14 protein-coding genes and 1 pseudogene are annotated in these 14,554 nt (G+C 62.9%); 10 read left to right on the top strand and 5 right to left on the bottom strand.

What is annotated here, in order from left to right; genetic code table 11:
• Positions 1-98: 98 nt before the first annotated feature.
• Positions 99-599 carry a pantetheine-phosphate adenylyltransferase gene (gene coaD / locus X743_RS160160; RefSeq protein ID WP_023764854.1) on the bottom strand — a complete coding sequence of 167 codons (501 nt, stop codon included), beginning with the start codon at positions 597-599 and terminating at the stop codon, positions 99-101.
• A 194-nt stretch (positions 600-793) separates the two neighbouring features.
• Here coaD and X743_RS1000000170445 point away from each other — a divergent pair, with 194 nt between their 5' ends.
• On the top strand, positions 794-946 hold the full coding sequence (locus X743_RS1000000170445; protein WP_023764853.1) for a hypothetical protein: 153 nt from the start codon (positions 794-796) through the stop codon (positions 944-946).
• A 69-nt stretch (positions 947-1,015) separates the two neighbouring features.
• Here the strand turns inward: X743_RS1000000170445 and gyrA are convergent, their stop codons facing one another.
• Positions 1,016-3,817, bottom strand: a complete 2,802-nt coding sequence (gene gyrA, locus X743_RS160165) for a DNA gyrase subunit A (protein ID WP_023764852.1) — start codon at positions 3,815-3,817, stop codon at positions 1,016-1,018.
• A 322-nt stretch (positions 3,818-4,139) separates the two neighbouring features.
• Positions 4,140-4,984 (bottom strand): annotated as a pseudogene (locus X743_RS01000000168775) (AraC family transcriptional regulator).
• A gap of 86 nt (positions 4,985-5,070) precedes the next feature.
• Between X743_RS01000000168775 and X743_RS160170 the strand changes: the two are divergent.
• Both X743_RS160170 and X743_RS160175 read left to right on the top strand, forming a co-directional pair.
• Positions 5,071-5,613 carry a hypothetical protein gene (locus tag X743_RS160170; protein ID WP_023764851.1) on the top strand — a complete coding sequence of 181 codons (543 nt, stop codon included), beginning with the start codon at positions 5,071-5,073 and terminating at the stop codon, positions 5,611-5,613.
• Positions 5,614-5,729: 116 nt separating this feature from the next.
• Positions 5,730-6,359, top strand: a complete 630-nt coding sequence (locus X743_RS160175; RefSeq protein ID WP_023764850.1) for a MarC family protein — start codon at positions 5,730-5,732, stop codon at positions 6,357-6,359.
• A 52-nt stretch (positions 6,360-6,411) separates the two neighbouring features.
• Here the strand turns inward: X743_RS160175 and X743_RS160180 are convergent, their stop codons facing one another.
• Together X743_RS160180 and X743_RS160185 are read right to left on the bottom strand one after the other, a co-directional pair.
• Positions 6,412-6,834: an OsmC family protein gene (locus X743_RS160180; protein ID WP_023764849.1), complete on the bottom strand. Its 423-nt coding sequence runs from the start codon at positions 6,832-6,834 to the stop codon at positions 6,412-6,414.
• Positions 6,835-7,006: 172 nt separating this feature from the next.
• Entirely contained in the window at positions 7,007-7,528 is a 522-nt protein-coding gene (locus tag X743_RS160185; RefSeq protein WP_013895291.1) for a single-stranded DNA-binding protein, read from the bottom strand.
• 226 nt (positions 7,529-7,754) lie between these two features.
• Between X743_RS160185 and X743_RS160190 the strand changes: the two genes are divergently transcribed.
• From X743_RS160190 to X743_RS160220, 7 genes are all read left to right on the top strand, one after another.
• Complete coding sequence (locus tag X743_RS160190; protein WP_013895290.1) at positions 7,755-8,069, top strand: metalloregulator ArsR/SmtB family transcription factor; 315 nt, start codon at positions 7,755-7,757, stop codon at positions 8,067-8,069.
• Positions 8,070-8,099: 30 nt separating this feature from the next.
• A complete protein-coding gene (locus X743_RS160195) occupies positions 8,100-8,576 on the top strand; it encodes an SRPBCC domain-containing protein (protein ID WP_023764848.1) in 477 nt (158 codons plus the stop codon).
• A gap of 23 nt (positions 8,577-8,599) precedes the next feature.
• Positions 8,600-9,205, top strand: coding sequence for an ATP-dependent Clp protease proteolytic subunit (locus X743_RS160200; protein WP_023764847.1), 606 nt, complete (start codon positions 8,600-8,602; stop codon positions 9,203-9,205).
• Between the two features lie 109 nt (positions 9,206-9,314).
• The gene (locus X743_RS160205) at positions 9,315-9,608 is read left to right on the top strand and encodes a hypothetical protein (RefSeq protein ID WP_023764846.1); all 294 of its coding nucleotides are present in this window, start codon (positions 9,315-9,317) and stop codon (positions 9,606-9,608) included.
• A 690-nt stretch (positions 9,609-10,298) separates the two neighbouring features.
• Complete coding sequence (uvrA, locus tag X743_RS160210) at positions 10,299-13,220, top strand: excinuclease ABC subunit UvrA (RefSeq protein ID WP_023764844.1); 2,922 nt, start codon at positions 10,299-10,301, stop codon at positions 13,218-13,220.
• A gap of 2 nt (positions 13,221-13,222) precedes the next feature.
• Positions 13,223-13,696 carry a GNAT family N-acetyltransferase gene (locus X743_RS160215; RefSeq protein ID WP_023764843.1) on the top strand — a complete coding sequence of 158 codons (474 nt, stop codon included), beginning with the start codon at positions 13,223-13,225 and terminating at the stop codon, positions 13,694-13,696.
• 24 nt (positions 13,697-13,720) lie between these two features.
• Entirely contained in the window at positions 13,721-14,527 is an 807-nt protein-coding gene (locus X743_RS160220; protein ID WP_023764842.1) for a DUF72 domain-containing protein, read from the top strand.
• Positions 14,528-14,554: the final 27 nt, after the last annotated feature.

Below are 14,554 nucleotides of genomic sequence, written 5' to 3'. Positions count from 1 at the left end.
ATCGGCGGCATGGGCCGAGACCGATGCGGTCACGAGACCGGCAAGCACGACGAGGAACGAGGCGAGCTTTTTCAGCTGCATGGTCTTCTCCGAGAAACTTATTTTGCGAATTTGGCGGTGAGCGCACCGGCGACGGCCGCCGGCACGAAGGGGCGGATGTCGCCTCCCATCGAGGCTATCTGGCGCACAAGTGTGGCGGTAATGGTGCGTACCGACGGGCTGGCGGGCAGAAAAACCGTCTGCAATTCCGGCGCCATGGTCTCGTTCATGCCGGCCATCTGCATTTCGTAGTCGAGATCGGTGCCGTCGCGCAGGCCGCGGATCATGATCGAGGCGCCTTCTCTCCTGGCGGCGTCGATGACCAGCCCGTCAAAGGCGACCACCTTGATGCGGCCGCCCTCCCTGCCGAATTCGGCCTTGGTGGCGGCTTCGATGAGCTGCACCCGCTCCTCGAAGGAGAACAGCGGCTTCTTGCCCGGATGAATGCCGATCGCGGCATAGACGATGTCGGCCACGGCCAGCGATGCTTTCAGCACATCGAGATGGCCGTTGGTCAGCGGGTCGAAAGAGCCGGCATAGAGGGCAATTCGTTCAGTCATGGCTGGTGCTTCTAGCGAGCCTCCGCCGCAAAGGCAAATCCGATCGGCGCTGAAGCCGTGAACCTTTTCCGCCGTATGAACGACAAATGAACGCGCTGATCACGAAGCCTTCACGCAGCGTTCACTAGGTTGCACCTTAATAAGATGAAACCAAAATCCCATCTATCCGTTGTAAGGCGCAGGAGAACACGCACATGCTGATCTACATGCTCGCCACCGCAATGACCGTCGCCATGCTGATCGCCACAGTATTCGGGCTGCATCAGGAGGCGCAACGGGTCCGCGTCAAGGCCACCACCAAGCGCTTCGAAGGCTTCGGCCCCCGCAAGCCCTACCGTCACTACTAAGTCAGTCCAGACTTGCTGCCGCGCCGGCCAATAGGCCGGCGTTGCTATGTCCAGAACCTGCCGCGGCAGTTATTCCGCGCCATCCGTGCCGGCGTCCGGCGCCAGATTGGTCTCGGAACCGCCCTCGACGGCTTCTTCGATTTCCTCGTCCGCTTGCGGTTCGGAAATTCGCTCGACCGAAACCACCTTTTCACCCTCAGCCGTGTTGAAGATGGTCACGCCCTTGGTGGCGCGGCTGGCGAAACGGATGCCGTTGACCGGTACCCGGATGACGGTGCCGCCGTCCGACACCAGCATGATCTGGTCGTCATTGCCGACCGGGAAGGTCGCCACCAGCTGGCCGATCTCGGCGGTTTTCGACACGTCGGTAGCGCGGATGCCCTTGCCGCCGCGGCCGGTCAGGCGGAAATCGTAGGACGAGGAGCGCTTGCCGTAGCCATATTCGGTCACCGTCAGCACGTACTGCTCATGCGCCTTGAGCTCTTCGTAACGGCTGTCGGAAAGCTCCGTCTCCTCGCCGATCTCCTCATTGGTCAGCGCGATCTCTTCTTCCTCTCCCGCCGTCTCGGCGGCAAGCCGCCGCTCCGACGCCGCCCGCTTGAGGTAAGCGGCACGCTCCGCCGGAGAAGCATCGACATGCTCGATCACCGACATGGAGATGATGCGGTCGGTCGCAGCCATGGTGATGCCGCGCACGCCGACGGAATTGCGGCTCTGGAAGACGCGCACGTCGCCGACGGAGAAGCGGATGCACTGACCCGAATTCGCCGTCAGAAGCACATCGTCATTGTCGGTGCAGGTCTCGACGCCGAGGATCTCGTCGCCCTCCTCCTCCAGCTTCATCGCAATCTTGCCGTTGCGGTTGACCTGGACGAAGTCGGACAGCTTGTTACGGCGCACGGTGCCGCGCGTCGTGGCGAACATCACGTCGAGCTCGCCCCAGCTCGTCTCGTCCTCCGGCAGCGGCATGATGGTGGTGATGCGCTCGCCCTGCTCCAGCGGCAGCATGTTGATCAGCGCCTTGCCGCGTGATTGCGGATTGCCGATCGGCAGCCGCCAGACCTTTTCCTTGTAGACGATGCCGCGCGAGGAGAAGAACAGCACCGGCGTGTGCGTGTTGGCCACGAACAGCCGGGTCACGAAATCCTCTTCCTTGGTCGACATGCCGGAGCGGCCCTTGCCGCCACGGCGCTGCGCCCGGTAGAGCGAAAGCGGCACGCGCTTGATGTAGCCGGAATGGCTCACCGTCACGACCATGTCCTCGCGTTGGATCAGGTCCTCGTCTTCCATGTCCGCGCCGCCGTCGGTGAGTTCGGTGCGGCGTGGCGTGCCGAACTCGTCGCGCACGGCGGCAAGCTCGTCCTTGACGATCTGCTGGACCCGCGCGCGGGACGACAAAATGTCCAGATAATCAATGATTTCGGTGCCGATCGAGTTCAATTCGTCGGCGATTTCGTCGCGGCCAAGTGCCGTCAGGCGCTGCAGGCGCAGTTCGAGGATGGCGCGCGCCTGTTCCTCGGACAGATTGTAAGTGCCGTCCTCGTTGATGCGATGGCGCGGATCGTCGATCAAAAGGATCAGCGACTCGACATCGCCCGACGGCCAGCGCCGCTCCATCAACTGCTCACGCGCCGTCTGCGGATCCGGCGCGGTGCGGATCAGCTTGATCACTTCGTCGATGTTGGCGACGGCGATGGCCAGACCCACCAGCACATGGGCGCGGTCGCGCGCCTTGCGCAGCAGGAATTTCGTGCGCCTCGTGATCACCTCTTCGCGGAAGGAGACGAACGCCCTCAGCATATCGGTCAGGTTCATCACTTCCGGCTTGCCGCCGTTCAGCGCCACCATATTGGCGCCGAACGAGGTCTGCAGCGGCGTGAAGCGGTAAAGCTGGTTGAGGATGACGTCGGCAACGGCGTCGCGCTTCAGCTCGATGACGACGCGGTAGCCCTGGCGGTCGCTTTCGTCACGGATGTCGGAAATTCCCTCGATGCGCTTGTCGCGCACCAGTTCGGCCATCTTCTCGATCATCGAGGCCTTGTTCACCTGGTAGGGAACCTCGGTGATGATGATCGATTCACGGTCGTTGCCGCGCTGTTCGATGTTGACCTTGCCGCGCATGACGATGGAACCGCGGCCGGTCGCATAGGCGCTGTAGATGCCGGAACGGCCAAGCACGATGCCGCCGGTGGGGAAATCCGGCCCCGGAATGATCTCCATCAGCGCCGGCAAGTCGATCGCCGGATTGTCGATGATGGCGATCGCGCCGTTGCAGACTTCGCTCAGATTGTGCGGCGGAATGTTGGTGGCCATGCCGACCGCAATGCCGCCGGAACCGTTGACCAGAAGGTTGGGGAAGCGCGCCGGCAGCACCTTCGGCTCGGTGTCAGACGCATCATACGTGTCCTGGAAATCGACGGTGTCCTTGTCGATGTCCTCCAGCAATTCATGCGCGACCTTGGTCAGGCGCGATTCGGTGTAGCGCATCGCCGCCGGCGGATCGCCGTCGATCGAGCCGAAATTGCCCTGCCCGTCGATCAGCGGCACGCGCAGCGACCAATCCTGCGCCATGCGCACCAAGGCGTCATAGATCGAGGCATCGCCATGCGGATGGTATTTACCCATCACATCGGCGACCGGGCGTGCCGACTTCACGTATTTGCGGTTCCAGTGGTAGCCGCTCTCATGCGCCGCATAGAGAATGCGGCGATGCACCGGCTTGAGACCATCGCGCACATCGGGCAGCGCACGGCTGACGATCACGCTCATGGCGTAAGACAGGTAGGAGCTCTGCATCTCCTCGATGATGGAGATCGGCTCGATGCCGGTAGGGCCGCCGTCGGCGCCGCGCGGTGTTTTTTGGTCGGTCAAATCGGATCACAATCTAATCAGGAATCACTTGACGCTTATATAGGAAGCACGGCCGAAACTCCAATATTCGCGGCACTTTTCCAGTGTCATTTTTGGTGGTAATTTCAAAAGGATACCGCTAATTGCGACGATATGGCCACAACGCTTTTGGCCGCCAAGGCAAAAGCCGACAAGGTACCAACTTCGCCGCACGAAAGCCGCGGACGCGCTGAATTTGGAGCCCGTGGCTGCCTTGCGAGCGCTGAGCGGGTGGCTGCGCCGCGATCTCGACGGCGACTGATCGCAGGTTGGCGGTACGTGCCGACGTCGGACTGAGCCCGCTTCAGCCGAGACGCCCGCTTGCCAGGGCGCTTGATCGGCGACCGCGATAGTTGCCCGGCGTCTCGCCCATGATGCGCCGGAAACGGCGGTTGAAAGTCGACAGATCGTTGAAGCCAGCCTCGAAGGCGATCGCCGAGATCGTATCGTTCGACATGCGCAGCCGCACCGCCGCGCGGTGCAGCCGGGTCTTGAGCAGGAACTGATAGGGCGTCATGCCGGCGATCTGCCGGAAGGTGCGCAGGAAATGATAGGGACTGGTCGCCGTTTCATCGGCCAACACTGAAAGCGAAACCGGCCCGTCGGCATCCAGCTCGATGCGCCGCACCGCCTCGGCCACCCGCTTCTGGTCGCGGCGGCTCGGGGCGCGCCTGGCAGGCGTGGCGCTGGAAACCGTGGCGACTGCGGCAGCGGCAATGCGCACGGACAATTCCTCGAAGGCGTCCTTGTCGGCCATTTCGCGCGCGGCTTCCGCCTCGGCCAACAATGGTGCCAACGCCGGCAAAGGCGGCAGGCGTGGCGCGTCGAAGGCAGGTTTCCTGGCGCCTGGCACATCGGCCACGATCCGTTCCATGTAGTCCGGCCTGAAATGGAACGAGAGGCAACGGTCGCCGCCGACATGTTCGTGACCGCATTCGTAGCAGGTGCCGGGATTGCCGAGCAGCAGCGCGCCGGGTGCCAGCATCGCGGTGCCTTGCTGCGCGCGGTAGCGGAACGTGCCGCTGGTCACCGCCGCGACACAAAAATCCCGATGCGCCTCCTCAAACGGCCGGTCGCCGGCGCCGGCCGTGCAGATCACATCCGCCACCAGCCAGGTCCAAATGCGAGCGTATGCGTTGTGGCCATCATGGGCCGAAATATAGCAATTTTTCCCAAGCCCAGAACCCCGTCACCGGCTAATCCTCACGGTCTCCTGACAAAAAGAGACCACGGCCATGTTCGACCCCTTTGCCGAAGCACTGCACAGCCCCGGACCGATCGGCGGGCTTGCCGAAAAACTCAATCTTTACGGCCGCTTCGTCGGTGCCTGGACATTCGACGCCTCGCGCCACCTCGAGGACGGCACGGTGCTGACCGGGCGTGGCGAGGTGCATTTCGGCTGGGTGCTGGAAGGCCGCGCCATCCAGGACGTCTGGATCCTGCCCGCACGGAACATTGGCTCCCAGCCTTCGCTCGGCAAATGGACGTTCTATGGCACGACGCTGCGGGTCTATGATCCCGCCGCGGACGCCTGGCACATCTTCTGGAGCGATCCGCGCAACCAGTACTTCAGCCGCCAGCTTGGCCGCGCCGAGGGCGACACGATCGTGCAGGTCGGCGCCGACGGCACCGGCTCCTCGGTGCGCTGGAGTTTTTCGCGCATCACCGAAGACAGCTTCCGCTGGCTTGGCGAGCGTTCGCACGACGATGGCACGACATGGCGGCTCGAAGTCGAATTCCTGGCCCGCCGCGCGAACGAAGTTCGAAATGAAAGGTAGCGGTCCCTCACGCCCCCTCTGGCCTGCCAGCATTTCACGCCACAGCCTGTTTTCAGTACCCCTGCTTTGCTCTACCAATTGCAGGCACGGGCTCGGCCCGGCGGGAGGGGTCAGAGATGCCGAGCTTCGACAGCTTGTTCAACGCCTTCGTCACCATTCTGGTGACCATCGACCCGCCCGGCCTGGCGCCGCTGTTCCTCGCCGTGACGCGCGGCATGAACCGCGAGGAGCGCCAGCAGGTCTCGATCCGCGCCTCAGTCATCGGCTTCCTAGTGATGGCGCTGTTCGCCGTCGCCGGCGCCTCCATCCTGTCGGTGTTCGGCATCACGCTGCCAGCCTTCCGTGTCGCCGGCGGTTTTCTGCTGTTCTTCATCGCCTTTGAAATGGTGTTCGAGCGCCGGCAGGACCGCAAGGAGAAGATCGGCGACGTCGCCATCACCAAGGACATGATCCACAACATCGCCGCTTTCCCGCTGGCGATCCCGCTGATTGCCGGCCCCGGCGCCATTTCGGCGACGGTGCTGCTCTCCGGCTCGTTTCAGGGTTTTGCGGCGCAAGCCGCGCTGGTCGGCATCATCTTCGTCTGCCTCGCCATCACCTATCTGGTGTTCGTGCTGTCGGAGCGCATCGACCGCATCCTCGGCCAGACCGGGCGTTCGATCCTGACCCGCCTGCTCGGCGTTATCCTGGCGGCGCTCGCAGTGCAGTTCGTGGCGGATGGCATCAAGGCGCTGATGGCGAGTTGAACAGTAATCCCTACTGCCTACTGCCTACTGCCTACTGCCTACTGCCTACTGCCTACTGCGTCGTATCGATCACTTCGAAATCATGCGTGATCGTCGCCGTCTTGGCCAGCATTGCCGAGGCAGAGCAGTATTTCTCGATCGACAGGTCGATCGCCCGCTTGACCTTGTCCGGCGAGAGGCCTCTGCCCTTGACGATAAAATGCATGTGGATGCGGGTAAATACCCTGGGCTCGGTTTCGGCCCGGTCGGAATCGAGTTCGACGACGCAGTCCTCGACCGCCTCGCGGCCCTTTTCAAGGATGTGAACGACATCATAGGCCGAACAGCCGCCAGTGCCGATCAGTACCAACTCCATCGGGCTCGGCCCCGGCGTCTTGCCTTCCGGGCCGGACGCGGTTCCCAGCACGACCTTGTGACCGCTGCCGGACTCACCGATGAAGGTGCGTTCCTCCACCCATTTCACGCGTGCTTTCATCGAAGTCGTCCTTCACCGTGTTCCTTGACCGCCCGGTCGGCGCTCAATTCGACAACGCAAAACCCCGAAAGTCCATTGGGACTCCCGGGGCACAATGCTTGATCCAAGCTTGATCCAAAACTGGGCTTGGCCAAAAACTGGCGGCCGCCGTTTCGATCAGAGCCCGTCGTGATCAGAACGGGATTTCGTCGTCCAGCTCGCGCGACGAACCGCCGCCACCGCCGCCCCTGGGAGCGCTGCCGCCGCCGCGATTGAAGCTCTCGTTCGGGCTGGACTGGCCGAAATCGGAACCACGGCTGTTGCCGCCGGAATAGCCACCGACCTGGCCACCCTCGCCCTGACCGCGCGCGTCGAGCATCTGCAGCTCGCCACGGAATTTCTGCAGCACGACTTCCGTCGTGTATTTGTCGGCGCCGGTCTGGTCCTGCCATTTGCGCGTCTGCAGCTGGCCCTCGACATAGACCTTCATGCCCTTCTTCAGGTACTGCTCGGCGACCTTGGCTATGCCCTCATTGAAGATGACGACGTTGTGCCACTCGGTCTTTTCCTTGCGCTCGCCCGAATTCTTGTCGCGCCAGCTTTCCGACGTGGCGATGCGAATGTTGACGACCGGCTCGCCCGAGTTCAGGCGGCGGATTTCAGGGTCCGCACCGAGATTGCCGACCAGAATGACCTTGTTGACGCTACCCGCCATGATATTTCTCCGCGCTCATCCGAAACAAATTTTTGTCGCAGCACCTTACAGGCTGCGAATGTCAGCCGCCTGCTAAGGCTGGCTTTTCCCACAAGGTTTTTGTTCCCTTTTCGTTCCTATATGCACCGCCGCTGATTGTCAAGGAATGGCAGCAATGCCCGAGCCCCGCATATGGGTTTCAAAACGCCACTTGCCAAATCAATAAGTATCGACTTATGCTTTCGCCATGATCGAAGCAGAGATTTTCCGCGCCCTGGCCGACCCGACGCGCCGCGCCGTCTTCGAGCGTCTCGCCACGGCAGAGATGAGCGTGTCGGAACTGCGCAGCGGCCTGACGGTGTCACAGCCGGCCGTGTCGCAGCATCTGGCGGTGCTGCGCAGCGCCGGCCTCGTGGTCGAGCGGCGGGCCGGCCGCAATGCCTACTACCGCGCCGATCCGCAGGGGCTTGCCCCCCTGCTCTCCTGGATCGAGCGCTACCGGACCTTCTGGCCGGAGCGTATCGAAAGGTTGAAGACGGTTTTGAAGGATATGGATCAGTGAAGGGTTTGGGCCAGTGAAGGATTGGGATCGATGAACGCCAAAAACCAAAACGAAGTCGCCCAGGATGCGCTGGAGTTCGAATACGATCTTGCCGAGCCGCCCGAAAAGGTGTGGCGGGCGCTGACGGTGCCGGAATTGCTGGCCGCCTGGATGATGCCGAACGACATCAGGCCGCAGGCCGGCAGCCGTTTTGCCTTCGCGGGACCGGAGGCTCCGATCGAATGCGAAATCCTCGACGCCGAGCCCGAACGCCTGCTGCGCTATTCCTGGCGCGAGCACCCGGGCGATGCGACACGGCAGGACCCGCTCGACAGCACCGTCACCTTCACGCTTGCCCGCACCGTTTCCGGCGGCACGCATCTGCGCATCGTCCATGACGGCTTTGCCCGCAAAGCCATGCCCGCCGTCGCCATGGCGGGCGCCGGCTGCCGGCTTTCGCTGGGGTTGGGCCGGGCCGGAATGCCCCTCGCCGCGAACACACCGCGCCTGCTGCTGCGCGCGGCCTGAACATGGAAAATCGGAGAAGCAAAATGAGCGGTGTTGCCAATCTGGTGCCGATGGTGATCGAGCAATCGAGCCGCGGCGAACGCGCCTTCGACATTTTCTCGCGGCTGCTGCGCGAGCGGATCATCTTCATCAATGGCGAGATCAACGACGACATCTCGGCGCTGGTCTGCGCACAGCTTTTGTCGCTGGAGTCGGACAACCCCGACAAGGAGATCTCGCTCTACATCAACTCGCCGGGCGGCGTGGTGACCAGCGGCTTCGCCATCTACGACACCATGCAGTACATCAGTTGCCCGGTGTCGACCGTGTGCATGGGATTTGCCGCGTCGATGGGGTCGTTCCTGCTGATGGCAGGCACGCCGGGCCGTCGTATCTCGTTGCCGAACGCCACCATCCTGCTGCATCAGCCGCTGGGCGGCTTCCAGGGCCAGGCGTCCGATATCCAGCGCCATGCCGAGCGCATCGTCCAGACCAAACGGCATATGGCGGAACTCTACGCGCAGCATTGCGGCCGCAGCTATGAAGAGGTCGAACGCACGCTGGACCGCGACCATTTCATGACCGCCCGCGAAGCACAGGCATGGGGCATTGTCGACCACGTCTTCGACACCCGCAAAAAGGCGGCGTAAGGCGAAGCCAGATCGGATATTCTTCCGCCGGATCGGATTTTCTTCGGCTTGCCGAAGATTTGACGAGACCGGTCTGGTTCCGGTGGCGGCACCTCCCTATAATCGGGAGATGACCGACACGCATCCGTCCAGACCATCGCATCGTGTGATCGCCGCCGCCGTGCTCGCCATTGCTGGCCTCGTCTCCGGCATGGCTGTCGCGGAGGATGGCTCGCCGCCGCAGAAGGCCCTGCCCGGCGTGACCGGCGACTATCGCATTGCCAAGCCGGCCCCACAGCCCGAGCCCGACGACGCGTTCCCCAGCAGCGGCAACGGCCAGTTCAAGATCGGCAACACCGATGTCAGGATTTCCGGCAGCATCACCGTCGATGTCGCCACGGGCGGAATGAAACCTCCAAGGTAGGTAACCGCGGCCGGCCCGAGCCCGCACAAAAGAACAGCCCCGCCGTGCCCTAGGGCAAACGGACGGGGCTTTTCTGGATCTCAAATCCAATCTTGCCGGGAGTGTACTGCCGGCGTTTGATTTCGGATGCTTCGCGGCATTCAACCGACGATCCGACTAGTAGTCTCTGATTTTGTGGGATACGGCCGGTCATGGTTTGTCGGGCAGCGTTGAAGCCGACCCTCACACTTGCGCCTGCCGCGGCTCCAGCTAGATGCGGAGCCCTTGGGGACTATCAGGTGGCGTCATGCTCCGCTCCTCTGTCCGTTGCGACATTCGTCTCGAAGCGCAAATCGCAGATGCCTGCGGCGTCTCGCAGGCCGCCTTGGGGCGGCGAGGCCATCGAAAGACGGCCGGCTTCGTTGACATCGGGAGACTGCTCCCGTGAGCCGGCTGCGTCAACCGCCAATAGCCGGTTACGGAAAAATGTGATCTCCGGGAGGTTACGTTCAGGTCAGTTTTTGCACAGCTTTGTCAGGAGCGTGTTCGGCCTTTGTTCTTTCCACTTGCCCGTTCGCGCGAAAGACGGTTAAACGACTTCTGTCGGGAGTTGTGGCGTCTCTCGACGTGGCGGCAAAAACACCTACATAAGGGATGGCCGGGAAAAGCCCGCCAATCCCATGAATTCCAGATCTGAGGCGGCGACCGGCGATGGCCGACCATAAATTCCTTTCCATTCGCGGGGCGCGCGAACACAATCTGAAGAACGTCGATCTCGACCTGCCGCGTGACAGCCTGATCGTCATGACCGGCCTGTCGGGCTCCGGCAAGTCGTCGCTTGCCTTCGACACCATCTATGCCGAAGGCCAGCGCCGCTATGTCGAAAGCCTGTCGGCCTATGCGCGGCAATTCCTCGAAATGATGCAGAAGCCTGACGTCGACCAGATCGACGGCCTGTCGCCGGCCATCTCCATCGAGCAAAAGACCACATCGAAGAACCCACGTTCGACGGTCGGCACCGTCACCGAGATCTACGACTACATGCGCCTGCTGTTCGCGCGCGTCGGCGTTCCCTATTCGCCGGCCACCGGCCTGCCGATCGAGAGCCAGACGGTCAGCCAGATGGTCGACCGCGTGCTGGCGCTCGAGGAAGGCACCCGACTGTTCCTGCTGGCGCCCATCGTGCGCGGCCGCAAGGGCGAATACCGCAAGGAGCTGCTCGAACTGCAGAAGAAGGGCTTCCAGCGCGTCAAGGTCGATGGCGTCTTCTATGAAATCGCCGACGTCCCGGCGCTGGACAAGAAATACAAGCATGACATCGACGTCGTCGTCGACCGCATCGTCGTGCGCGGCGATCTTGCCACGCGGCTTGCCGACTCCATCGAGACGGCGCTGAAGCTCGCCGAGGGGCTTGCGGTGGCCGAGTTCGCCGACAAGCCACTCGACGCCAGCCAAACCGGCGAGGATTCGGTCAACAAGTCGAAGAACGAGACGCATGAGCGCATCCTGTTCTCGGAAAAATTCGCCTGTCCGGTGTCCGGTTTCACCATTCCCGAGATCGAGCCGCGCCTGTTCTCGTTCAACAACCCGTTCGGCGCCTGCCCGACTTGCGACGGTCTCGGCAGCCAGCGTGCCATCGACCCCAACCTTGTCGTGCCCGACGAGAACGTATCGCTGCGCGACGGCGCCGTCAGCCCGTGGGCTAAATCGACCTCGCCCTACTACTCGCAGACGCTCGAAGCGCTGGGCAAGGCTTACAACTTCAAGCTCGGCGACAAGTTCAAGGATCTGACCACTGAGGCCCAGGAGGCGATCCTGCGCGGCACCGGCGAGCGCGAGATCACCTTTCAGTACGATGACGGCTTGCGCTCCTACAAGACGACCAAGACCTTCGAAGGCGTCATCCCCAATCTCGAACGGCGCTGGAAGGAGACCGAATCCGCCTGGATGCGCGAGGAGATCGAGCGCTTCATGTCGGCGACGCCTTGCCCGGTCTGCAAGGGCTACCGGCTGAAGCCGGAAGCTCTGGCGGTGAAGATCGGGGGCAAACACATCGGCGAGGTCACCGAGCAGTCGATCCGAAATGCCGACAAATGGTTCACCGACCTGCCCGCCCAGCTCAACGACAAGCAGAACGAGATCGCGGTGCGGGTGCTGAAGGAGATCCGCGAGCGGCTACGCTTCCTCAACGATGTCGGTCTCGACTACCTGACATTGTCGCGCAATTCCGGCACCCTGTCGGGCGGCGAGAGCCAGCGCATCCGGCTGGCCTCGCAGATCGGCTCGGGCCTTACCGGCGTGCTCTACGTGCTGGACGAGCCGTCGATCGGCTTGCATCAGCGCGACAACACGCGGCTGCTCGACACGCTGAAGCACCTGCGCGACATCGGCAACACGGTGATCGTCGTCGAGCATGACGAGGACGCCATCCTGCATGCCGACTATGTCGTCGACATGGGACCGGCCGCCGGCATCCATGGCGGCGAGATCATCGCCCAGGGCACGCCCCAGCAGGTGATGGCCAACCCCAATTCGATCACCGGCCAATATCTGTCGGGCGCGCTGGAAGTCGCCACCCCTGGTGTTCGGCGTGAGGCGAAAAAGAATCGCCGCCTGAAAATCGTCGGCGCGCGCGGCAACAATCTGAAGAACGTCACCGCCGAAATCCCGCTCGGCACCTTCACCGCCGTCACCGGCGTGTCGGGCGGCGGCAAGTCGACCTTCCTTATCGAGACGCTGTTCAAGGCGGCCTCGCGCCGGATCATGGGCTCGCGCGAGCATCCGGCCGAGCATGACCGCATCGAGGGGCTCGAATTCCTCGACAAGGTCATCGACATCGACCAGTCGCCGATCGGCCGTACGCCGCGTTCGAACCCCGCCACCTATACCGGCGCCTTCACGCCGATCCGCGACTGGTTCGCCGGCCTGCCGGAAGCCAAGGCGCGCGGCTACCAGCCCGGCCGCTTCTCCTTCAATGTCAAGGGCGGCCGCTGCGAGGCCTGCCAGGGCGACGGTGTCATCAAGATCGAGATGCACTTCCTGCCCGACGTCTATGTCACCTGCGATGTCTGCCACGGCAAGCGCTACAACCGCGAGACGCTCGATGTGCTGTTCAAGGGCAAGTCGATCGCCGACGTGCTCGACATGACGGTGGAGGAAGGCGTTGATTTCTTCGCCGCCGTGCCCGGCGTGCGCGACAAGCTCGACACGCTGAAGCAGGTCGGCCTCGGCTACATCCATATCGGCCAGCAGGCGACGACACTGTCCGGCGGCGAGGCGCAGCGGATAAAACTCGCCAAGGAACTGTCGCGCAAGGCGACCGGCAAGACGCTCTACATCCTCGACGAGCCGACCACCGGCCTGCATTTCCACGACGTCGCCAAACTGTTGGAAGTGCTGCACGAACTGGTCGACCAGGGCAACACGGTGGTGGTCATCGAGCACAATCTCGAAGTGATCAAGACCGCCGACTGGGTGCTCGACCTCGGCCCCGAAGGCGGCGACGGCGGCGGCGAGCTTGTCGCGTCCGGCACGCCGGAAGCGATCGTGCGCGAAAAGCGCAGCTACACCGGCCAGTTCCTCAAGGAGCTTCTGGAGCGGCGCCCCGGAGGCAAGCGCGAAGCGGCGGAGTGAGTATGAACCTCAGAGCGGCCCGCCCAGAGGATCTCGCCGCAATCGTTTCGCTGACGCAAGCGGCGTACGCGCCCTATACCGCGCTGTTCGGCGGGCCGCCGATCCCGATCACCGAAGACTATGCGCCGCGCATCGGGCGCGGCGAGGTCTGGCTGCTGGAGAGCAGCGGCGAACTGGCGGGCGTGCTCACACTGGAGCGGCATGAGGACCACGCGATGATCTTCTCCGTCGCGGTGTCGCCCGCCTTCCAGGGCAAGGGTTTTGGCATAAAGCTGCTCAATCACGCGGATCGACAGACGCGTTTGTGGGGCCTGCCGGAGACACGGCTCTACACCAATGCGAAAATGGAACGGAACATCGCGCTCTATCTCGCTTACGGCTATCGCGAAACGGGTCGCCGGCCCAATCCGTACCGGCCAGGATGGGTGCTCGTCGACATGGCAAAGCGGGTAGCCGAGGCCACGACGACGGCCTGATTTTCTAAAACTGGGAGGACGAAAATGAGCAAATCGGGAACAATCCGCTCCGGCATGGGCGGCTGGACCTTCGAGCCGTGGGATAAGTCCTTCTATCCGGACAAGCTTCCGAAGGCCAAGCAGCTGCAATATGCCAGCCGCCAGGTGCCGAGCATCGAGGTCAACGGCACCTATTATTCCAGCTTCAAGGAACCGACCTTCGTCAAATGGGCCAACGAGGCACCGGATGGGTTTGTCTACTCGCTGAAAGGCAATCGCTTCGTCACCAACCGGCGCGTGCTGGGCGAGGCCGGCGAATCGATGATGCGCTTCCTCGGCTCCGGCGTTGCGGCACTTGGCGACAAGCTCGGGCCGATCCTGTGGCAGTTCGCGCCGACCAAGAAATTCGATCCGGACGATTTCGAGGCCTTTCTGAAACTCTTGCCTGAAAAGCAGGATGGCGTTGCGCTGCGCCACGCGCTCGAAGTGCGCAACGACAGTTTCGTGGTGCCGGAGTTCGCGGCCCTGGCGCGCAAATACAAGGCGGCGATCGTCTATGCCGATCATGCCAAATATCCTGACATCGCCGACGTCACCAGTGATTTCGTCTATGCGCGGCTGCAAACCGGCTCGGACGACAATCCCGATTGCTACACGCCAAAGGGCCTCGACGAGTGGGCGGCGCGGGCAAAGACCTGGGCGCAGGGCAAGCAGCCGGAAGACCTGCGGCGTGCCGATCCCAAGACCGATGCGCCGGTCCAGCCGCGCGACGTGTTCGTCTACTTCATCACCGAGGGCAAGGTGCGCGCGCCGTTCGGGGCGATGGCGCTGATGAAGCGAGTGGCTGGCTGACGAGCTTCAGTCGTATCCGGCCACATG

The organism is Mesorhizobium sp. LNHC232B00 (genome assembly GCF_000502435.1).
Classification (GTDB): Bacteria; Pseudomonadota; Alphaproteobacteria; order Rhizobiales; family Rhizobiaceae; genus Mesorhizobium; species Mesorhizobium opportunistum.
This window is presented reverse-complemented; position numbering and strand designations above follow the sequence as displayed.